The organism is Emcibacter sp. (genome assembly GCF_963675455.1).
In the GTDB taxonomy this organism is placed as follows: domain Bacteria; phylum Pseudomonadota; class Alphaproteobacteria; order Sphingomonadales; family Emcibacteraceae; genus Emcibacter.
Map to the genome: position 1 here is coordinate 3214206 of NZ_OY776217.1, position 22026 is coordinate 3236231.

General features: G+C 52.4%; 18 protein-coding genes and 1 tRNA gene. 8 read left to right on the top strand and 11 right to left on the bottom strand.

Features of this window, described 5'->3' with window-relative positions:
- Positions 1–132 precede the first annotated feature (132 nt).
- A complete protein-coding gene (locus ACORNT_RS14980) occupies positions 133–1056 on the bottom strand; it encodes a LysR family transcriptional regulator (RefSeq protein ID WP_321392581.1) in 924 nt (307 codons plus the stop codon).
- A gap of 130 nt (positions 1057–1186) precedes the next feature.
- Between ACORNT_RS14980 and ACORNT_RS14985 the strand changes: the two genes are divergently transcribed.
- Together ACORNT_RS14985 and ACORNT_RS14990 are read left to right on the top strand one after the other, a co-directional pair.
- Positions 1187–2512 carry an aspartate aminotransferase family protein gene (locus ACORNT_RS14985; protein WP_321392584.1) on the top strand — a complete coding sequence of 442 codons (1326 nt, stop codon included), beginning with the start codon at positions 1187–1189 and terminating at the stop codon, positions 2510–2512.
- A gap of 4 nt (positions 2513–2516) precedes the next feature.
- Positions 2517–3359, top strand: a complete 843-nt coding sequence (locus ACORNT_RS14990) for a 3-keto-5-aminohexanoate cleavage protein (RefSeq protein WP_321392587.1) — start codon at positions 2517–2519, stop codon at positions 3357–3359.
- A gap of 305 nt (positions 3360–3664) precedes the next feature.
- Here the strand turns inward: ACORNT_RS14990 and ACORNT_RS14995 are convergent.
- Positions 3665–3751, bottom strand: a tRNA-Leu gene (locus tag ACORNT_RS14995).
- Positions 3752–3904: 153 nt separating this feature from the next.
- Here ACORNT_RS14995 and ACORNT_RS15000 point away from each other — a divergent pair.
- From ACORNT_RS15000 to ACORNT_RS15010, 3 genes are all read left to right on the top strand, one after another.
- A complete protein-coding gene (locus tag ACORNT_RS15000) occupies positions 3905–4483 on the top strand; it encodes a YqaA family protein (protein WP_321392589.1) in 579 nt (192 codons plus the stop codon).
- Positions 4484–4566: 83 nt separating this feature from the next.
- Positions 4567–5106, top strand: coding sequence for a disulfide bond formation protein B (locus ACORNT_RS15005; RefSeq protein WP_321392592.1), 540 nt, complete (start codon positions 4567–4569; stop codon positions 5104–5106).
- Positions 5087–5671, top strand: coding sequence for a demethoxyubiquinone hydroxylase family protein (locus ACORNT_RS15010; RefSeq protein WP_321392595.1), 585 nt, complete (start codon positions 5087–5089; stop codon positions 5669–5671). The genes ACORNT_RS15005 and ACORNT_RS15010 overlap by 20 nt, the downstream gene beginning before the upstream one ends.
- 6 nt (positions 5672–5677) lie before the next feature.
- On the opposite strand, the gene ACORNT_RS15015 is transcribed toward ACORNT_RS15010, so the two are convergent.
- Together ACORNT_RS15015 and ACORNT_RS15020 are read right to left on the bottom strand one after the other, a co-directional pair.
- Positions 5678–6265, bottom strand: a complete 588-nt coding sequence (locus tag ACORNT_RS15015; RefSeq protein ID WP_321392598.1) for an HNH endonuclease — start codon at positions 6263–6265, stop codon at positions 5678–5680.
- 151 nt (positions 6266–6416) lie between these two features.
- On the bottom strand, positions 6417–7076 hold the full coding sequence (locus ACORNT_RS15020) for an alpha/beta hydrolase (RefSeq protein ID WP_321392601.1): 660 nt from the start codon (positions 7074–7076) through the stop codon (positions 6417–6419).
- A gap of 58 nt (positions 7077–7134) precedes the next feature.
- On the opposite strand from ACORNT_RS15020, the gene gluQRS reads away from it, so the two are divergent.
- Both gluQRS and ACORNT_RS15030 read left to right on the top strand, forming a co-directional pair.
- Positions 7135–8016 carry a tRNA glutamyl-Q(34) synthetase GluQRS gene (gluQRS, locus tag ACORNT_RS15025; RefSeq protein ID WP_321392603.1) on the top strand — a complete coding sequence of 294 codons (882 nt, stop codon included), beginning with the start codon at positions 7135–7137 and terminating at the stop codon, positions 8014–8016.
- Positions 8017–8160: 144 nt separating this feature from the next.
- Positions 8161–8772 (top strand): lectin-like protein, encoded by a 612-nt coding sequence (locus ACORNT_RS15030; RefSeq protein ID WP_321392606.1) that lies wholly within the window; start codon positions 8161–8163, stop codon positions 8770–8772.
- Positions 8773–8777: 5 nt separating this feature from the next.
- Here the strand turns inward: ACORNT_RS15030 and ACORNT_RS15035 are convergent, their stop codons facing one another.
- Positions 8778–10301: a hypothetical protein gene (locus tag ACORNT_RS15035; RefSeq protein WP_321392609.1), complete on the bottom strand. Its 1524-nt coding sequence runs from the start codon at positions 10299–10301 to the stop codon at positions 8778–8780.
- A 220-nt stretch (positions 10302–10521) separates the two neighbouring features.
- Here ACORNT_RS15035 and ACORNT_RS15040 point away from each other — a divergent pair, with 220 nt between their 5' ends.
- Complete coding sequence (locus tag ACORNT_RS15040) at positions 10522–11658, top strand: glycosyltransferase family 4 protein (protein WP_321392612.1); 1137 nt, start codon at positions 10522–10524, stop codon at positions 11656–11658.
- A gap of 6 nt (positions 11659–11664) precedes the next feature.
- On the opposite strand, the gene ACORNT_RS15045 is transcribed toward ACORNT_RS15040, so the two are convergent.
- From ACORNT_RS15045 to ACORNT_RS15070, 6 genes are all read right to left on the bottom strand, one after another.
- A complete protein-coding gene (locus ACORNT_RS15045; protein WP_321392614.1) occupies positions 11665–12879 on the bottom strand; it encodes a TIGR04063 family PEP-CTERM/XrtA system glycosyltransferase in 1215 nt (404 codons plus the stop codon).
- 1 nt (position 12880) lies between these two features.
- The gene (locus ACORNT_RS15050; protein WP_321392617.1) at positions 12881–14101 is read right to left on the bottom strand and encodes a TIGR03087 family PEP-CTERM/XrtA system glycosyltransferase; all 1221 of its coding nucleotides are present in this window, start codon (positions 14099–14101) and stop codon (positions 12881–12883) included.
- A gap of 75 nt (positions 14102–14176) precedes the next feature.
- Positions 14177–16957, bottom strand: coding sequence for an XrtA/PEP-CTERM system TPR-repeat protein PrsT (gene prsT, locus ACORNT_RS15055; protein ID WP_321392619.1), 2781 nt, complete (start codon positions 16955–16957; stop codon positions 14177–14179).
- Positions 16958–17018: 61 nt separating this feature from the next.
- Entirely contained in the window at positions 17019–18377 is a 1359-nt protein-coding gene (gene prsR, locus ACORNT_RS15060) for a PEP-CTERM-box response regulator transcription factor (protein WP_321392622.1), read from the bottom strand.
- A gap of 12 nt (positions 18378–18389) precedes the next feature.
- Positions 18390–20510 carry an XrtA/PEP-CTERM system histidine kinase PrsK gene (gene prsK / locus ACORNT_RS15065; RefSeq protein ID WP_321392624.1) on the bottom strand — a complete coding sequence of 707 codons (2121 nt, stop codon included), beginning with the start codon at positions 20508–20510 and terminating at the stop codon, positions 18390–18392.
- 7 nt (positions 20511–20517) lie between these two features.
- Positions 20518–21906, bottom strand: coding sequence for a TIGR03013 family XrtA/PEP-CTERM system glycosyltransferase (locus ACORNT_RS15070; RefSeq protein WP_321392627.1), 1389 nt, complete (start codon positions 21904–21906; stop codon positions 20518–20520).
- Positions 21907–22026: the final 120 nt, after the last annotated feature.

Consider the following 22026-nt stretch of genomic DNA (forward strand, 5'->3'; position numbering starts at 1 on the left):
CAGGATATGAGTCGAAGCAAGCTAAACCCAATTTTGACAACGGATCAATGATAATTCTATTTCTATAGGTCCAGGTTATACATCCATTGAAGAAACAAATGTGCCACAAGAATCATCTGGCTCACCTAGCTGTCAGGCCACTTCCTTGATGGCGGAAACCACACAGTCGACGAAATAGCGCATGGGGTAGGACAGACTGCGTTTTTGGGAGAAAACGGACGTCACCGGCAGTACCGGCTTGCCACGCAAGGGGAAGGTAACGATGCCGGGGTTTTGCTCCGACCTGACCAGGTTATGGATAGCCAGCGCATCGAGAATGGCAAAGCCGATTTCGTTATGGACCAGCGATGCCGCCATATGGTGATCATGAACCCGGACCACATTCTGGGGGGATACGCCCGCGGACAGGAAAAGGGATCTGGCGCGTTGGCCGAGAGGCTCATTCTCATAGAGCTCAACACAGGGGAAGTCCCGGAGCAGCTCAAGATCGATCGGCTCATTGTCCTTCGGCTTTACCGGCATGCGACTTACCCATTTCGCCGGGACGGCGCAATAAACAGGAAGGTCGGCAATCTTGATCGACCCGATTCCATCTAGATCATCCTGCCCGAAGGTGAAGCCCATATGGTAGGACATGGGCCGCTCATCCAGATTGGACAGGATTACCGGCGAGTGCTCAGAGGAGATGTCAAAGGTGAAGCGTTTGTGCTGCTTCTGGAAGCGGGTGATGGCAATGGGCAGGAGGCGCTGGGAAATTGCCGGCGTGGCGGCAACGCGGATATGCCCGGCAGCGCCTTCCTTGAGCCGGCCGCACAGGCGTTCGATGGCGACAAGCGAATCATGGGCCCGGTTGACTTCCTCGAACAGGATCCTGGCCTCGGCTGTCGGTGTCAGCCTGCCGCCGGTCCGGTCAAACAGGGGGAAGCCGATTTCCTGCTCTGTCTGTTGCAGGGAGGAGGTCACGGAAGGCTGGGAAACCCTCAGGTTCTTGGCCGCCTTTGTCACCGTCCCGGATGTCATGACGGCATGAAAAACTTCTATCTGGCGAAAACGCATACGTCTGGTTCCTTAAATTACTTCTGAAATAAGTATAACTTGAGACTATGCATTACGCAATATTTTGAATTTGACTAATACAAAAAAATACCTGAAAAATGTGCCGAAGTTGATTGTTGGAGATTATTTTATGGGTCAGGTCTTTTACAGGTCCCCGAAACACACCTATCCCTGCGTAGCACGCGGTCAAGGAGTCTATCTTTATGATACCGCGGGCAAGGCCTATCTTGATGGCAGCGGCGGGGCTGCCGTTTCCTGTCTGGGACATGGTAATGCCGAGGTTATAGAGGCCGTCCGAGAGCAGGTCGGCAAGGTGGCATTTGCCCATACAGCCTTTTTCACCAACGAACCCCAGGAGCAGCTCGCGGCAAAACTCGCGGCCCGGTTCGGCGAGAAAGACGCCCGGGTATACTTCCTGTCCGGCGGGTCCGAGGCCAATGAAACAGCCGTCAAGCTGGCCCGGCAATACTGGTTTGCCCTTGGCCAGACCGAACGCAGTGTCGTCATCAGCCGGGAGCAGAGCTATCACGGCAACACACTTGGCGCCCTGTCGCTCAGCGGCAACCCCGGACGCCGTATCACCTACGGCCCGATGCTGCATGACTGGCCGCGGATTGATCCCTGTTACGCTTATCGTCATCAGGGAGCCGATGAAACGGAACAGGCTTACGGGCAAAGATGCGCGAACGTCCTGGAGACAGCCATCCTGGAAACAGGCCCGGAGAAGGTCGCGGCCTTTATCGCCGAACCTGTTGTCGGCGCGACATTGGGCGTGGTGCCCGCGGCGGAGGGTTATTTCCGCCGGATCCGGGAAATATGTGACAAATATAATATTCTGCTGATCCTCGACGAGGTGATGAGCGGCTGCGGACGAACCGGCAGCTATTTCGCCTTTGAGCAGGAAGGCATTCAGCCGGATATTATTTCCATTGCCAAGGGCCTTGGCGCGGGATACCAGCCCCTTGGCGCGACCATCTGCCGGGCCTTTATCCATGACGCCATTGTTGAGAATACGGGCTCTTTCGCCCATGGCCATACCTATGTGGGACACCCGACAGCCTGTGCTGCCGGTGTCGCCGTGATGGAAGTGATCGAGACACAGGGTCTGCTTGACCGGGCGACAGCGACCGGGGAAAAAATCCGGGCCGGCCTGCGCGAACGTTTCGCAGATTTCCCCCATGTGGGTGATGTGCGCGGCCGGGGTATGTTTATCGGTATTGAACTGGTACAGGATCCGGAGACGAAAGAACCACCGGCGCCGTCCCTGAAACTGCCGGAAAAACTGAAAAATACGGCCATGGACAGGGGTTTGATCTGCTATCCCGGCGGCGGCACCGCCGACGGCTGGAAAGGCGCGCATATCCTGCTGGCGCCCCCCTTCATCTATGAAGACCGGCATGTGGAGGAACTGATCGATAAACTGGATGATGTCATCCGCAGTCAAAAGTATATCTGAAACAATGACAAGTGACTTCAGGGCCTTTGCCCGGGATAAAATCATGATTATGGCGGCGCCCAACGGCGCGCGCCGGACCCATGCGGATCATCCAGCCCTTCCCATGACACCGGGCGAGCTGGCCGAATGCGCCGAACAGGTCATGGCGGCCGGAGCGTCCGTCCTGCACCTTCACGTGCGCAATGATGACGGGTCGCACAGCCTTGATGCGGACCGTTACCGTGCGGCGATCGGCGCCATCCGGGACCGGGTTGGTGACGGACTTGTGTTACAGGCGACCACGGAAGCCGTCGGCATATACAACAGGGACCAGCAGATGGCCATGGTCCGCGACCTTCGACCGGAGGCTGTTTCCCTGGCGCTGCGGGAGCTATGCCCCACTGACGCGGAGGAACAGGAGGCCGGCGATTTTTTCGACTGGTGCGTCCGGGAACAAATCTGGCCCCAGTATATTCTCTATTCCCCGGAAGAGGCAGCCCGCTTTGAACGGCTACGCCGGAAAGGCCTGTTCGGCCAGGAACATCCCTCTGCCCTGTTTGTTCTCGGACGTTACAGCGCAGACCTGACCGGGGATGTACAACAGATTCTATCATTCCTGAATGTTGTGGAAGAGGCGTCCGTCCCCTGGACCTGTTGTTGTTTTGGCCGGACAGAAGCCCAAGCCATGCTGGAAGCTGCCTGCCGCGGCGGCCACACACGGATCGGATTTGAAAATAACCTTGAACTTGAAGACGGTTCCCCTGCCCCCAACAATGCCGCCCTCATCCGTCAACTTGTTGACAGCCTGCCCCTTTCGAACAGGACAGCGGCAAATGCTGATGAGGTGCGATCAATATTTTGCAGTTAGCGCAACAAGAAACGCCAACCGCCTAAGCATCAGAAGAATTTGACACCTATTTGGAGTGGCGCGGCCCGGCCGCAGCTGCAGACAGAAACCATGGACCTGACATTGCGCCGAACATGAAGCCGTTTCAACCAGATAACTGACCAGATGCCCGCCAAGGGTTAAATCCCTGCCGGTTTCATAAGCATTTGCTGCTCGCTGTCCCGAAAAGGAAATGGCTGCGGGGACAACAGCAGAACAAGAACGATCGAGAATACATTACCTTTCTGCAGATTAGTAAGGTTTGGGAAATTTTGGGAAATCTATAATGGTGCCCCCAGTCGGACTCGAACCGACACGGCCGTGAAGCCACTGGATTTTGAATCCAGCGTGTCTACCAATTCCACCACAGGGGCCTTCGACTAATGCGAAAATGTGCAGCGTGGGCTGAATAATACTCAAGGCCAGAGCCGGGTCAACATGGAAATACATTTGAGGATAAAAAAATACTGATTGTTTAGCCCCAATGGGGTATCAATATGCCGACAAAAAAATCAGGCAGGTCGCGGATGTTTAATAAACTCTACAATAAAACCCTCCAATTGGCTGATCGGCCGCATGCACTGACCACGCTGGCCATCATTTCCTTCATCGAGAGTTCCTTCTTTCCCATCCCTCCGGATATTCTTTTGATCCCCATGGTGCTGGCGGCCCCGACCAGGGCCTGGAAAATCGCCTTCGTCTGCACCTTAAGCTCCGTTCTCGGCGGCCTGTTCGGCTATTACATCGGCTACGCGCTGTTCGATGTGGTCGGACAACCGCTTCTTGAGTTTTACGGCTATGAGGAGAAATTCTCAGCCTTCACCGCCAAGTATAATGAATGGGGCGCCTGGATCGTGGCCTTTTTCGGCCTGACACCCTTTCCCTACAAGGTGATTACCATCGCCAGCGGCGTGACACAACTGAGCCTGCCGACCTTTATTCTGGCGAGTGTAATTTCCCGGGCGGTAAGATTCTTCCTGGTAGCGGCACTGCTGCGGAAATACGGCGAACCGATCAAGGCTTTTATCGAAAAGCGCCTCGGCCTGCTGACAACCCTGTTTTTTATCATTCTGTTTGGCGGTTTTATGGCCCTTAAATATCTCTAGGTGCCCCCCTAATCACGGAATATTCAGTTGCACTTTCTGTCGCGGCTTATATTCTGACGTCTAAAGAGCAAGAGGGATATAATATGTCAATACTGACCCGCACCGGCTGCGCCATTATCATGACCATCCGCACCTGTCCTTCCAGGACAGCTATATTGTTTTCCGCCGCCATGCTGGCCGGCGCCTGGAGCTTCGAAGTGTTCGGCGGATACCCCCCCTGTGATCTGTGCTGGACCCAGCGCTACGCCCATATGGGTATCATCGCCCTTGCCCTGTTCCTGATTATTCTGCACCAAATGACCACCATACCGGCCAGGATTCTCGACTTCCTTCTGGTGCCCGCCCTGTTTACGACTGCAGGCATCGGTGCCTATCATGCCGGCGTGGAATATAAATGGTGGCAGGGCCCGACAGATTGTACCGCACAGAGTATCGGCGGCTCCTTTGACCCGGACCAGTTCATGCAGGCCCTGCAGAACGCCCCTATCGTCAGCTGTGATGAAGTGGTCTGGGAGCTGTTCGGCATTTCCATGGCCGGCTATAATTTCCTTTTAACTCTTGGTATGGGCCTGTTAATATTGTTTGCGCTGACCCGGAAAGATAATGGGAAAGAACATGCCTGAAAAACGCAAGACCAAAACCACTGCCGACTGTCGCCTGCCCGGCGACCTGAACCGGGAACAGCTTCTGGCCCGGTTCCTGCGGGTTGACCACGCCGGTGAATATGGTGCCGTGCGCATCTATCAGGGCCAGCTTGCCGTACTTGGCGACAAACACCCAAAAAGCGCCATGATCCGCCATATGAAAGAACAGGAAGATGTGCATCTTGACAGGTTCAACAATCTCCTGAACGAACGAAACGTCCGCCCGACCGCCATCACCCCGCTATGGCATATAGCCGGTTTCGCTCTCGGTGCCGGGACCGCCCTGCTTGGTGAAAAGGCCGCCATGGCCTGCACCGAAGCGGTGGAAGAAGTCATCGACCAGCATTATTCGGCCCAGATTGAACAACTGGGCGATGAAGAAAAAGATCTGGCTGAAGAGCTTGAAAAATTCCGTCAGGAAGAAGCGGAGCACCATGACCTTGCCGTCGAAAACGGCGCCCGGGAAACCCCCGGCTACACTCTGTTATCCGGCATGATCAAACTTGGCTGCCGCACCGCCATCAAAATAGCAGAGCGCATCTAGGTCGGATCAGCTTTCCAGTTCGGTATCCCAGTATAAGAAATCCCGCCAACTCTCATGGAGATAATTTGGCGGGAAGGAACGTCCGTGATTCTGCAGTTTATGGACCGTTGGCCTCATGGGTTTGGTCAACAGCCTCATACGGGCCTCTTGTGGCGTTCGTCCGCCCTTTCGCATGTTACAGCCCGGACAAGACGTCGTGATATTGTCCCAGGTCGTTTTCCCCCCCGCACGGCGCGGTATCACATGATCAAATGTCAGTTCCTTGCCGTTGCAGGCCTTGCGGCCGCAATACTGGCAGGTAAACCTGTCCCGCAAAAACACGTTGAACCGGGTAAAGGCCGGATGCTGGCCCGGATTCACGTATTCCTTCAGGCTGATGACGCTGGGCATCCTGATTTCACAGGACGGGCTGTGAATCACCCGGTCATATTCCTCCACCACCTGGACGCGGTCCAGGAACACGGCCTTGATGGCCGTCTGCCACGGCCAGATAGAAAGGGGAAAATAACTTAACGGCTGGAAATCAGCATTAAGAACAAGGGCCGGACAATGTTCCGGCTTGATGGGTGACGGGCCATGGCCTGTTACGGGCACAGTCAATCTCCTTTTTGAGCCTAGCTCCTGTTATGCGGTCAATGTTTCCGCCGTGACATAATAACTGCCCTTCTGTGACAGCCATGTGACTATGGTTAACATTATACCGCTTTTTCAGTCAGGACCCAAGGGAAGTTTGACGTCCCAGCTATCAGGCAGAAACCTTCTGTAGAAACTCGAGGGCTTTTTGCAAACCATCGGGCCCGATACTGTGAGTAATCCCCCGAGAGATATGGGTGGTCACATCGATATCGACGGACTGCAGCGCCTCTTTCGCGTCATACATCATCTGGATTGGCAGAACATCGTCACTATCCCCGTGAATCAGCATGACCGGCGGTTTGCTGGCGATGTCCTGCTGCCAGTTGTCCGGCAACGTCATGGCGCCGGAAAAACCGAGAATACCGGCCAATGGATTTTTCCGTCTCAGCCCCACATGCAGAGACATCATGGTGCCCTGGGAAAAACCACTGAGGACAAGGTCCTTGTCTTCCAGACCATAACGGTCAAGTTCCTGATCAATAAAGCTATCCAGGACAGGGGCCGCTTCAAGAGTTCCCCGCAGCCTTTCCTCGCGGCTCAGGCTGGTCAAGCCAAACCACTGGTAACCCATAGGCGCACCGGGACAGGCCTCTGGTGCATTGGGAGAGATAAATACCGTGTTTGGCATTACTCTCTGAAAATGAGGGACCAGACCGATCAGGTCATAGCCGTTAGAGCCATAGCCATGCGACAAAATGAGCATTTTTTCAATTTTTTCGCCAACTGGCGGTTCGACCCGGGGACCTGATAATGTTGTAAGCGTTGACATGGAAGCTCCAGTACCTATGATTTGCTAAATTCAACTCTACATATAATCAAATTTATTCATGGATCAATCTTCCAACCAGAAGAACACAGAAATAGTCACCCGGTTCGCACCAAGCCCAACCGGGCTTTTGCACCTGGGACATGCCTATTCGGCAAAGCTTGCCCATGATTTTGCACGGCAACAGGGCGGCAGCTTCCTGCTCCGCATGGAAGATATCGACCAGACCAGATGCAAGGCTGAATATATCGATCAGATCATTGACGATCTGCAGTGGCTGGGCCTGACCTGGGACGGCGAGGTTCGCCGACAATCCGACCATTTTGATGACTATAGAGAAGCCCTTGCCCGGCTTGAGGAAAAGAACCTGCTCTATCCCTGTTTCTGCAGCAGGAAAGAAATAAAAGAGGAAATCAGCAGGAGCGCCCATGCGCCGCACGGGCCAGAGGGACATCTCTACCCGGGCACCTGCAGGGCACTTTCCGGCTCGGAACGGGCCAGGAAAATCGCCGATGGCGAGTCTTTTGCCCTGCGACTGGACATGGCCAGCGCCCTGACTGGCTTGCACGGCCCCCTGACCTGGCATGACCGCAAGAAGGGCACACAGACGGCGACGCCGGAAATCCTGGGAGATGTTGTTCTTGCCCGCAAGGAAACACCCGCCAGCTACCACCTGTCTGTCGTTCTGGACGATGCTGACCAGAAAATCAGTCATGTCATTCGCGGCGAAGACCTTTTTTATGCCACCCATCTGCACCGCCTGCTGCAACACCTCCTTAACCTGCCGGTACCGGAATATTTTCATCATCCGCTGGTTGTTGACCAAAGCGGCAAGCGTTTTTCAAAACGGGACCAGAGTGTCACCCTTAAACATCTGCGGGATAAAGGTCACCAACCTGCTGATGTGTTTGCCCTCTATTCACTTCCCGGCATTGAGCAATAGGCTTTCGGTCAAAATTTATTCGTCACTAACGCACTATTTTCGAAACCTTTTTTATGCTTTCTTCATATTCAGATGTTACATATTTTGACCATATTCTTGTTCCTTACTAAGATAGAAACGTTAAAAGCGTGAAAAGGTTGGAAAATGACCAAAAGAATTCAGTTCGTAATGATGTGTGTCCTGACACTGACACTGCCGATGATGGCCAGTGCCCAGGTTGGAATTGAAAAGAAACACAAGTCTTATAAGGAAGACTATATGATCACGGGTTCTGCCAAGGGCCCTTTCTACGACCCTCATACCAAAAGCTATTTTGAGCTGAGATGGCAGAAGAAGGGGCGTAAATGGCGCCAGGCCTTTCTGGAAGCGCAGAGTCTGAATTTTAAGGATACGTCTGGTCGTCTTGCTCTGGTCAAGGATCTTGAAACACATAACTTCATCCAGACACATTTCAACATTTCTGCAGCGACCTGGATCGGACTGCAATATTATTGCGACGAAAGAAGACTGAACTGGGCAGATAATTCATCGCTGGAAAAGGGTGAATTCAGTGCCTGGCACTATAATTGGGCCCGACGCGACGACATTCGCTGTGGCTTTATGAGTGATAAATTCACCCCAGGTCTGAATATGAAATCCCACATGGGTGTCTCCTATATTCCGCTGGGTAAGGAAATGCCCGCCATGTGGCAGGCCTCCGGCCCTGAAAAGGAATATGACTTCTTCATCGTGGAATACCCGACCGGCAAAGAATAAGCCCCCTAAAGTTCCGGCAGTTCTTCTATCTGCGTCAGGCGTTGTTTTTTCAGTTTCTCCAGCGCCTCGAGAAGTTCGTTTTTCTGTGCACTGCTGACACTTCCCGGGGGACTGTTTTTCGCCTCCCGGATCAGACTGTCCAGCTCCTTGGACAATTTGGCAAAACGATCCACCAGTTTGCCCGACGCCTCGGAAATCGTGCCAAGATCCTGGCTTGTTTTTTTCAATCCCTGAACAAGTGAATCCTTATTGGCCAGGGCATTGTTCAGCACGTCCTGAGTTTCTTCGATCCGGGACATATGCTCGCCGATGAATTCTCCATACTTCTCGTAATTCTGACCGATTTCAGCCTTCAGGGTTTCCAGCATTTTTTCAGTCTGCGCGACAATATGCTGTTCAGACTGTTTTTCCTCTTTGGCAACAGCCTCTCTCATCTGCTCGAGCTGACCCGCGAAACCGGTTGCTGTGGCGGAAAAACTCATTTCCATTTTCTCTGCAGTCTTCTGTGCCTTTTCCAGGGAAGTGGTCAGGGCCGACAATTGTTTTCCGGCATTTTTTTCCATTTCCTTTTCAAAGGCAGCGATTGCAGTGGAAAGAAACTCTTCCAGCTTGCTCCCCTGATCATCTGAAAGCGCCTTGGTTGCCTTGCCAATGGCAGCCAGCGGGCGCTGGATTGCCTTTTCCACATCCTTGGAAAGGCTGTTTTCCCGCATCATCTCTGCCATCTCCTTCAGGACCGTATGCCATCCGTTGTGATGGAAAAGATGATCAATCAGTGATGGCAGTTCCCGGGCATTCTGGCGCAAAACACCAGTGCTGAAAGTGACAAGCGTGTAAATAAGCAGGGCCGTAAATATTGAAATGACAAGTGCTGTCAATCCCGGCTGCAACTGACTGATGAAATCACCGAGTGTTGTCATATTTACATTCAGGGCCGGGTCGAAAACGGGCAGATTCAGAATATTAACCAACAGGAGGAGCCCCCCCACTGTCAACAGGACTTTGGGAAGAGCCTCCACAAACCAGAGAAAGAGCCGCTGATCGACAAGCTGCTCCGGGCTGAATACAGATGCTGCTCCGACGGACGCAAGCACCGGTGCGATGGTTACTTTTTCATCCTGCCCCCTCTTGGTAATCGCCCGGTTAATCTTTGCCTTTTTCAGCAGTTCCTCAGGAACCTCTCTCTCCGGCAGTTGATCAAGATGTTCACTGTAGATCACAGCAAACTCATGGACGAAATCAAGCCCTTCCAGCGCGGTCAGGAATTTTTTGACGGTAGTCTGTCTAATCCTGTCGCAGGCCAGCGGCAATTGGCCCAGGCGCTTTTTCGCCCGTGTCAGATGAAACCAGATATGAAAGGACGGCAGCAGATGGGCAAAGATCACCATAGACATGAAAAATACGCAAATATAACTGGCGATGGTCACCAGTTCACTGCTCATCAGCAGACGGAGAAAATCACGCGGCAGTCTCTCGGTTGACAATATTATCGTCAGGCTTGTGACAATTGTCGTCGCAAAATAGGCCACAACAGCCGAAACCAGGAGTGTTAGCAAAAAAAACAATATTCTAGGCACGATGAACCAATCCCCTCTTGCGGCCCGGATCACCCTTAAGGCTCAAACACCCGGAACTTTCCTGTGCATTTTGGACGCAGGTTATTATAATCATTAACAAGTCAGTATTTTTACCCTATTTTGGCAGAAACTTAAATTATTAATTCAAATTGTATTTTTTATAGAAAAGCACATGCCCAAGGCACAAACAGACAACAGGATACCACATCTTTTCCACGTCATTCCCAGCTTTGCGCACGGGGGCGTTCCGATACGTATTTCCTATCTGATCAATCATTTCGGAAACAGGGTACGACACAGCCTGATCGCCACCAACGGCGAATATGACTGCCGGTCACGTCTGGCGCCGGAAATCGATTTTTCCGTCCCTTCCGTACCCCCGGCAAATGGGCTGCGGGAAAAGATCTGTACCTATCGCACGGCACTGAAAGAGATCAAACCGGACCTGCTGTTGACCTATAACTGGGGATCCATGGACTGGGCCCTTGCCAACAGTTTCTCCCCGGTCTGCCGGCACATACATCTGGAAAGCGGATTTGGCCCCGAAGAAGCGGAAAAAACCCTGTTTAAAAGGGATTTATATCGCCGGCTGGCGCTTCGGAATATCGAGGCTATTGTTGTACCCTCCTATACCCTTGTCGACATCTGCAAAACAAGCTGGAAGCTGCCGGAGCGGAAAATCCTCCATATCCCCAATGGTGTCGACTGTGAAAAATATGGCGCAGCCCCCCGCCCCGGTATTCTGCCCGGATTCGAAAAACAGGCTGGCGAAATTGTCATTGGAACCATGACTCCCCTGCGGCCGGAAAAAAACCTGCCCCGGTTGATCCGGGCGTTTCATCAGGTTGCAACCGGAAATCCTGGAATCCCGCTGCGCCTTGTGATCATGGGCGAAGGCAACGAACGTCCAGGTCTGGAGAAAATGATTTCCGACCTGGATATGACGGGAAAAATCCTGCTGGTTGGCCACATTGAGGAACCGGCTCTGGCCCTTGGCTGGCTCGATCTTTATGCCATTTCTTCAGACACCGAACAGATGCCAAATTCGGTCAATCAGGCCATGGCGGCCTCCCTGCCAATCGTCGGGCTGGCTGTCGGTGATGTGCTGCCCATGGTATCCCCGGAAAACAGGGATTTTATCGCCCGGGCCGGGGATGAAGCCGGCTTTGCCCTCGCCATGGAGGCGCTGGTGCGAAACCCGGATCTGGTGAAGCAGATCGGCGGCATCAACAAGGAACATGTCAAAAATACCTATGACAAGGCGGTCATGTATCGTGAATATGCCAAAGTATGGGGTATTTCGGACTAAACAAGTCTATTTCTTTTTGAGCTTGGCCAGACGTTCGAAAACCGCAGGGTAGTTGGCAACGGAATTTTTCCAGTTGCGCTCTTCCTCCACATACCGCCGTCCGGCGGCAATCATGTCCGGCCATTTGTCCCGGTTCTCCAGCATATCCAGAATGGTGCGGGCCAGGTCATCAGGATCGTCCGGCCGGAACAGGGTACCCGTCTCCCCGTCGCGGATCAATTCGTTGTGACCGCCAATATCAGATGCGGCCACGAGTTTATGCTGGGCCATGGCCTCCAGCGGTTTGAGCGGAGTCACCAGATCGGTCAGGCGCATTTTCTTGCGCGGATAGATGAAAATATCCACCAGATTATAATAATCCTGCACCTGGTTATGGGGCACCCGGCCAGTGAAGATCACACTTTCTTCAAGTCCCAGACGCGCCACCTGCTGCTTCAGATTGGCATCCTCCTGCCCGCCCCCGACAAGCAGAAGCCTTGCTTCCGGTTTTTCCTTGAGGATCTGCGGGAAGCTTTCCACCAGAATATCAAGCCCCTCATAATCATAAAAGGACCCGATAAAACCGAGGATAATCTTGTCTTTCAGTCCCAGCTTCTCCTGCAATGCAGGATCCGGGTCACTGGGGCCGGAGAATTTGCTGATGTCCACAGCATTGGGAATGATGGTAATCTTGTCTTCAGCCACACCGCGGGAAATCAGGTCCTTCTTCAATCCGTTACAGATAGTGGTGACTGCATCGGCCCGGTGCACCACATGGCTTTCCAGCTTTTTAGTCAGGGTATAGCGCAGGTCACCTTCCCTGCAGGTGCCGTGACTGACGGCGGCATCTTCCCAGAAGGCGCGAATTTCATAAAGCACTGGAATGCCGAGCTTTTCCCCCACATCCACCGCAGCAAGGCCATTTAGCGCCGGGGAGTGAGCATGGATAATATCGACCGGGTTATCCTTAAGAATCTCAAACATACGCGCCTTCAAACTGCGGACCACTTCATACTGATTGAGGATCGGCAGCCGGCTCAGGAGTTTGTTGTATTTGGTAGTGCGGTAAAAACCGAGGTCTTCCACCTGCTCGAATTCATTTTCGCAGTCGCCCTGCTTTATACCGGTCACATGCAGGGTCTCATGACCCAGCGCCTGCTGTCCCTTGATCAACTGGTAGCTGCGGAAGGTGTAGCCGCTGTGCAGCGGTATTGAATGATCAAGTACGTGTAAAATACGCATTCTAGTTCTTTCCCTGATCTGCCCTGTCGGCAGAATGCCGTTTCATGCATCCATCAATAATTTCATCAAACAGGCTCATGGCCCGGGTCCAGTTGTGATGGCTGAGCACCCTCTCCCGCCCCGCTTTCGAAAATTTCTCTCTTTCATCGGCACTGTCAAAAATGCGGGAGACACATTCCGCATATTCCTCCGGTGTCGACGCCGCCAGAATATGTTCTCCGACCACCGCATCCACCCCGCGGGCGGCAAGCCTGCTGCTGATTACCGGCACCCCGAGAGCCATGCCCTCGAGAATCTTGTTCTGGGTACCGCGCGCGATTTCCAGCGGGGCCACCACAACCTCGCTGCCGCGTACATAGGTCCGCACATCATCCACTGTCCCGGTCACCGTCACACCAGGCAAATCGCCCATGGCAAGTACTGACGCCGGCGGCTCGGCGCCTACAACAGTGAACGTAATATCCGGATATTTGTCCCTCAGGATCGGCAGAACCTTCTGACAGAAAGAAATCACGCAGGCTTCATTGGGATAATAATCCATACGTCCGACAAAGCCGATATTATGTTTCTTAAAGCTTCCGTCTGTCGGCTTGAAAAATTCGCTGTCCACCCCGTTGGGAAAGAAGGCGCTTTCAATGCCGGTGTTGAAATGATCCAGGGTTTCCACTTCAAAATCGGTGGCGCAGACGCCCACATCAAATTTGCGGGCCAGCCTTTTTTCCTCGGCTTCCAGTTTTGTCCCTTCCAGCCAGTAACCCCAACTGAAAGGCCATTTTTTAAAGCCTGCATAGGCCAGCCATTTCTGGCTGTCCATATCGCAATAATCGAGAATTTTCGGGATATCATCAACATGCTCCACGTACTGTGCAGCAGAGGAACTGAAAACCACGATCAGATCAAACTTTTCTTCGGCAAGCTTGCGATTAATCCTGGCCTGCAGGTCCCGTGAATAAAAGTAGCCCATGGAGGACGGTGTGCGTGTCAGAAGACAACCAACCATACGCAGTTTCTGCCAGGTTTCATTGGTCCGGCTGTACAGAAATTCATGGCAATGATCCTTTATGCCCTGAATTTCCTGTTCCTCCTCGTCCGATCTGACGATCGAGGCCACTGTGACCCGGTGCCCGCTCTCGTGCAGGTGCCTGACCATATTAAAGGACCGGATCTTATCCCCGCGTGTGGGCGGAAAGGGAAAACGGTGACTGACAAATAATATGTTCACTCAGTTTCTCATACTTGACTGTTAAAACCTGTTAACCGACCGGGGACCGCTACGCCGCAGCGCCCCCGTACCGCCTCACTTCCGCAGTTGCTGCAGAAGCGCCTTGGCCTCCTCCAGCCCGGTGAAGGAAACACCAGATGTCACGACCTGTTCAAGCTCCTGACGGGCGGCGCCACTGCGGCCGACTTTGTGCAAGGCAACTGCCAGATGGTACCGGATTTCCATATTGTTGGGCGTTTTGCTGATGGCTTTCCGCAGCAGCTCCAGGCCTTCTTCACTTTTCCCGGCAGAGACCAGTATCCAGGCATAGGTGTCTATGATAGACGCATTTTCCGGCGCCCCTTCATAAGCCCGTTTTCCCAGTTCACTGGCCCGTTCCAGGTCCCCCGTCTGGGAATAAAGCCAGGCCAGGTTGTTCAGATTGACGACATTCTCATCTTTCTGGGTGAGCAAGATTTCATACTGTTCGGTTGCTTCATCATGGGCAGACATCATCAGGTAGCTGTTGGCCAGGTTCCGGCGTACCACCAGGTCATCTGGATGTTTAGCAAGATAGTCGACCATTGTGGCATGGGAACTGTCATTGTCCCCCATCTCCTTGTAGGCCTGGGCGATGCTGACAATGATACCGCTGCCCTCTGCCCCTTTTTCCTTCGCCTCAAGATAGGATTCCAGGGCCTCCCGAGGTTTTCCTTCCGCAAGGTAAACCCGCCCGTCCAGAACGCTGGCGGTCGGATCATTTGCATCCATCTCCCGGATCGCAGAAGCATGGTCATGGGCCGATGAAAAATTCTCCTCGTTCATTTCAAGACGGACCAGTTCGGTCAGAACGGCTTTCTTGTTTTGAGCAAATTCGAGCGCTTCCTTATAGGTGTTACGGGCGCCTGAAAAATCTTCATTTTCCATCTGGGCGCGGGCCAGCAGAAGATAACCGCCCTCGTTCTTGCCAATAATGCTCAGAAGCTTCTGGAAATTAGCCACCGCTGAATTGCGATTGCCCATGAGACGATCAAGTTTGCCCGCGGCTTCATAACCTGCCCCGTTTTCCGGGAAGTCCTGGATCATCTGGCTGGCTACCGCCTTGGCTTTGTCCAGGCGGCGTTCCCTGAGATACAGCTCGGACAACTGGATACGCACGGAAATATTTTCCGGCGCGGCCGATACCGCTTCAAGCAGATATTTTTCCTGGCTTTTGGTATCCTTATTCCGGGCAGCGATGTCGCTTAATCCCAGCCACGCCGCCAGATAGCCTTTATCTTCCTCCAGAATATCCTCGTAGATTTCCACGGCCTTGTCCGTATCACCATCGTTAACATGGAGTTTGGCAAGGTTGATTTTTGCCGTATTGTAGCCGGGCTGGATCTCCAGCGCCTTCTTGAAAAATTCACGCGCCTCTTCAATCCGGTTAAGGCCGACGAGAGCCGTTCCCTTCAGGTTATAGCCGACTGGATTATCCGGCATTTGCTTGATTGTACGCTCGGCATCAATCAGGCCCTTGCCATATTCACCCTGCCGCAGGGAAATCAATGTCAGGAACACAGCAGCCTGGGAGGCATCCGGGTCATTTTCCAGAATTTCTGTCAATTGTTCTTCTGCAGAATGTGAATCACCGGCGGCAAGCTTGCTCAGCGCCAACTGGGTTTTCAGACGGCTTTCATCCGGACGGGATTCCACTGCCTTCTCAAAAAAGGCCGTGCCTTTTTCATAATCACCCAGTTTCAAATGGGCACTTCCCAGCAAGGCGTAAATCACGGAACCGGCTTTTCCTGACTCCACCAGCGGCGTAAGGACTTCAATAGCCTGTTCCGGGTCTCCCTGGCGGATCAAAGAAGCCCCGAGCAACCGACGTCCGACAACATGATCCGGGTTAAGGTCCACCAGCCGGTTCAGATAATAGATGGCCTGGGCATAATTATTCTGGGCATAATTAATTACGCCACGCAACATTAGGGCAGGCTCAAACCTGTCAAGGGGAACGCCGCCCCGGTCCAGATATTCAGTCGCCTTTTCACTTTCATTTTGACGGGCATAGACAACAGCAGCAAGATAGTTTGCCATCGGATGGCGTGGAATAAGCTTGAAGACTCCTTCAAGAACTTCAAGTGCTTCATCATCCCGCTTCAAGTCAAACAGAACCCCTGCCTTTTTAATCATCGCATCGATATTTTTGGGCGCATATTGTAGTGCATTGGAAAAATAATCCAGTGACTGCTCGGCTCCCGCACGACGGTGAACAAGCTCCCCCTTGAGAATCAATGCACCGGAATTTTTGGGATTAAGCGCCAGCGCCCTGTCCACGGCCTCTTCGGATTTTTCAAATTCTTCCTTGAAGCTGTATATCTGTGCGATCCCAACAATGATGTGATCATCATCTTTTTTCAGTTCCGCACCTTTCTGCAGATACTCAAGTGCCTTGTCCTGGTCCCGGAGACCCTGATGAGCCATTCCCAGAATAAGGTAAGCCTGCGCCTTGTCATCATCGGCGACATTCTCGAGGTTCACTGTCGCCAGGACCTCGTCAAACTTCCTCAGGATCAGATAGGCCTGGCTGAGGTCAAGGGATACCTCGTCAGCCGGTATTCCAAGTTCAATCGCCCGGAGAAGTTCCTTCTCAGCGGAAAGACCGTCTCCTTTTTTTACATAGGATTTGCCCAGTTGGACCCGGATATCCGGGTTTTTCGGATCTACCCGGGCAGCGTTTTTATACTGGATGATTGCAGCTTCCAGATTACCTTTTTTCAGATATTCCCCGGCTTCCTGGACATATTCGGCGCTTTCGCTGTTATCCAGTGCCGCCATCGCCGGCGCGGCAATTCCCATGGTCAACGCCAGGCTAGGTATCAAAAAGCTTTTCATTATAGTATCCCCTTGGATCAATTTGATTGTAAACTCAGGTCGCCGGTCCGGCGTTCCTCTCTTACAGATTGATATTGTACTGTTTTATAAGTCCATAAAATGTCGGTCTGCTTACACCCAGCAATTTGGCAGCATGGCTTACATTGCCATTGGCATTTGCCAGCGCTTTCCGAATGGCTTTCATATCGGCCATTTCGCGAATCTGCTTAAGATTCAGCAGTTCCTCTTCCATCTCGTCAACGGCAAGTTCCAGGTCAGCTGCATCGATTTTACTGCCTTCACTCATGATCACTGCACGTTTTATGCGGTTTTCGAGTTCCCTGACATTTCCCGGCCAGTGATAGCTGGAAATGACGGAAATAGCTTCCTTTGTATAGCCCTTGATCGACCGCTTGAGTTCCTTGTTGAACTTGTTCAGGAAATTATGGGCCAGAAGGGCAGCATCCCCGTCGCGCTCCGCCAAGCACGGAATATTGATAACAATCTCGCTAAGCCGGTAAAACAGGTCTTCCCTGAACAGGTTTTCGGTAATATGGCTTTCCAGATCCTGATGGGTGGCGCAGACAACGCGTACATCCACCGGGATTTCCTTGCGCCCGCCGATCCTCTCGATCACCCTTTCCTGCAGGAACCTGAGGAGTTTGACCTGAAGCGGAAACGGCAAATCGCCGATTTCATCCAGGAACAATGTCCCGCCGTGGGCCACTTCTATCTTGCCGATCGTTTGTTTGACAGCGCCGGTAAAAGCACCCTTTTCATAACCGAAAAGTTCGCTTTCAAGCAGGTTTTCCGGGATCGCAGCACAGTTGATGGCCACAAATGCCTTGTCCTTGCGATCACTGAGATCGTGGAGTGCACGGGCCAGAAGTTCCTTACCGGTTCCGCTTGCCCCCAGAAGCATAACGGTCACATTTGTCGGTGCCACGCGTTCCACAATATTACATACCTTGTTCATGCTGTCGCTGGCAGTAATAACATTGTTCAGGCGGGAAGGCTGCTGGCCGGCCGCCAGCTTGCGATTTTCCTCTTCCAGGTCATACAGACGGAAAGCACGCTGAACGATAAGCCCGAGCTGATCCGGATCAACAGGTTTCTGATAAAAATCATAGGCCCCCAGGGAAACACTCTGCAAGGCGCTTTCCCGCGCGCCGTGACCCGATGCAATGATCACCTTGGTATGCGGTGCTTTTGCCAGTATCTGTTCGAGACAGGCCAGACCTTCCGAGGTGCCGTCTTCGTCCGGCGGCAATCCCAGGTCAAGCGTGACAACAGCCGGCTTATCCCTGTCGACAATATCAAGAGCTTCCTTGCGGTTGCCGGCAATCTCGACGTCATAGTCTTCAAAATTCCATTTATACTGCCTTTGCAAGCCAGGGTCGTCTTCGACAACCAGTAATTTTCTTTTTATCGTATCTGACATATAGCTTTGCCTTTAACTAACTGCTTCATCGAGTAAATCTTCATTCTGGCTGGCCAGTTTCAGATAAACGGTCATGGTGGTGCCTTCATCAGTCGCGCTTTTCACGCTCAGGCGCCCCCCCATACGTTTTATAATTTCGCGACTTTCATAAGCGCCGATGCCATATCCTTTTTCCTTTGTGGACCGGAAAGGCCTGAACAGTTCATCGCGGATAAACTGCTCACTCATCCCGCACCCATTGTCAGACAGTTTGACAATGGCATAGTCGTCCTCGGAAGACAACTTGATGCGGATGTTAAGGTCTCCGGGATCACAGGCATCAATTGCATTCTGGACCAGATGCATGAAGACTGTGTCCAGACTTTCCAGGTCGGCGTTCACCATCAGGCAATCCGCATCCTTCCGGAAGTCAATTTCAGTGCCTCTCTTGGCATAACCGACCGTGACGGTTTCCAGAAACACCACAAGATCACTTGTGCCCCCGTCCTTTTCCCGGGAAGGTTCCTGAACCACATTTATCCTGGACAAAAGGTTGTTCATTTTTTCAGCCGAATCCCGCACAGTCAACAGCATGTCCTGTTGAAATTCCGGATTATTCGCATGCTTCTCGGCGTTCCGGACAATCAGCGACAACTGACTGGCCAGGTTTTTGATATCATGGACGACAAAAGCAAATTTACGATTAAAGGCTTCGAATTCCCGTGCTTCGGCAAGCGCCTGTTCAGCAATCTGCTCGGCCAGATAACTGCCCACCTGGCGACCAACTATTTTCAGCAGGTCGAGGCTTTCCCAGTTCAGGTCCTTGCTTCCCCTTGGGCGCATCAGGATGATAAACCCGACAGTACGGTCGTGGTGCAGAAGAGGCACTACCAACCACAGTTCCGGTGATTCCAGAAGCCAGTTGGGGATCGGGCAGTTCGCGCCTTTGATATTGCCGTCCTCCACCTCATCCAGATTCACCACCCATTCCTGCTGTTCGATAAAACGGATAAATTCATCATGGGTATCCAGTTCACCTTCCATTTTAGGATGGTAATTCCACTTTGCCGCCATGACATAGGCATCCGGTTTTTCCCGCAACCACAGACCGCCGCCAGGACTGTCCATGATGTCTGCCACCGCCTGAATTGTCCGTTCGCGCAGGCCGTAATGATGTTTTGTATCGGAAATCGTGCCGATAAACCGCAACCATTCATCACGATAGTCATATTTATAGCGGAACAAATGCTTGCTGAGCAGAACCTTGACCTGGGATCTGAAACGGCCGGATGACAGGGCCGCCACCAGCGCCAGGGAGGCCACAACGATAAAGGTCGCCTGCAGCAGATTGCCCCATTTACCACCATGATTCTGCAGGTAATAACCTGCAGCGGACATGCCGATCAGATAGGCGCCGCTGCCGATCAGGGTAATGGTGTGAAAGGCTGCCTTGCGGGAAATCTGCACCTTGAGCGACCAGTCAGGATTGCGCGAGGCGGAAATGCCTATCAGGGGGACGACAAGAAAGTTTATCAGTCCACGGGCATCATAAAGTTTCGGGCCGATAGAGGTGAAAAGGATATTGTCCGCATACAGCAGAAAATCAAAGATATACAAGGTTCCCAGAGCCAGACACAAATAACGGATACCCCAGCGGTTTTCCTCTGCCGTACTGCGATAGACATTTTCTACCAGCAACAGAACCAGGATTGAGATAAACAGATTTTCATAGAGGCTTACTTTCGGCGGAATGACAAAGGCGCTCCATCCGGCATTCCCGCCCACGATCAACAGTTCAAGCGTTAACAGCAGTCCAAAGCCGATGCCGTAGAAGCGGCCGATTTTCCGGGCCAGTTGCTCGTTGCCCTGGGCACACCAGATATTAAACATCAGATGGACAAGAAGAAATATCCAGGAACTGTTGCGCAGGAATTCAACCAGCGTCAGAAACAGGCCTGCATTGTTACCCGGCAGATACGCCAGTGTATGAACAAATGCCCAGACAACATTGATCAAAAGAACCAGGACAAGCCACTTCTGCGTGGAAGAGAGTTTGCTGCGACTTGTCGTCAGCAGCACTGCCGCAAGCAACAGAAATGCACCTGTTGCCAAGGCATAAGTATAAAACCCTATGTCACCAAGGACGCCTTCCATTTCTATATCACCTTACCCCGTCCGGCCACAATACAACACGTACGGTCTGAATCAGAATAAGGAAATCAAGAAAAACGGAATAATTTTTTATATAATAGAGGTCATATTCCAGTTTCTTGCGGGAATCTTCCTCCGACGCGCCATAGGGATAGTTCAGCTGCGCCCAGCCGGTTATTCCCGGTTTAACCCGATGCCGTTCGTGGTAATAGGGGATTGTCTCCCCGAGCTTTTCCACGAAGAAGGGACGTTCCGGGCGGGGGCCGACAAAACTCATATCACCTTTGAGCACATTGAAAATCTGCGGTATTTCATCGATACGGGTGGTCCGGATAATCTTGCCGATAGTGGTCACCCGGGCGTCGTTTTTCTTCGCCCACTGCGGAACACCATCCGCTTCCGCATTCACGGCCATGCTGCGAAATTTCATCACCTCAAAGGTCTTGCCGCCAAGCCCGACCCGCTCCTGTCGATAGAAAACCGGCCCGTGGCTGGTCGTTTTGACCAGAATGGCTGTCATGATAAGGACCGGCAAACTCAGCGTAAGCAGCAGCAGGCTGGCGGAAATATCAAACAATCTCTTGATCAACAGATCCAGACTTTTAGCGCCGCCAAAACCGTCCGAGAAAATCATCCAGCTTGGATTGACACTCTCAAGATTAACTGTACCGGACTGTTGCTCGATAAAGGACGTGGAATCCGTAACCGCACAGCCGTTCATTCTGCAGTCCAGCAGATCGTCCATCGGTAACATACCCCGCCGTTCCTGAATGGCGACGACAATCTCCTGGATATGATTTTTCTCAACAAAGTCCTTCAGGGAACCGACAGACTCATAGGGTACGGCCCCTTCCACATCCCGTTCCTGATCTGTCATGCTGAAGAAACCCGAAAACCGGACATGGGACCCCTGACCGCTGCCGCTGTTTCGCACCCTGCTGGCGCGCTCACCGGCACCAAGGACCAGGACATTTTTCTTGAACTGCCGAAGATCAACCACATGCAGGAAAATAAAACGAACGACCATCAGGCCAAGACCTGAAAAAGACAGTGCATAAAGAACCACACTCCGCCACAGGCCAATATCGGGGAACAGATAAAGGATGACAGATATGGTCAACAGGGCAATAAACATGCTGACCACAAGTCTGAGCAGGGAAACCCTGAAATCCCGACAGGCTTCCAGCTGATACATGCCCGTTGCCAGCATCACCACATAAACCGTTATGACAAATGCGCTGACCTCGGGAATATAGTCGGTAAATGCCACATCCTGCATACCAATCTGGGAAAATCGTATTGTCATTCCTGCCCAGATCGCAGCCAAAAGAAGCAACCACTCCAGTATCCCCAGAAACAGCAGCGGTTTTGGAATATAGTGCCTGAAAATCCTTATCATAAGCCTGTACTTTTTCTTTCCAGTCTGACTTTTGTTACCGGCGGTTTTATATCTGTTAGACCGGTTTTCTGTTTATCCGTCAGCAGTGTCAATTTCACAAACCATAATAGGCATATATGA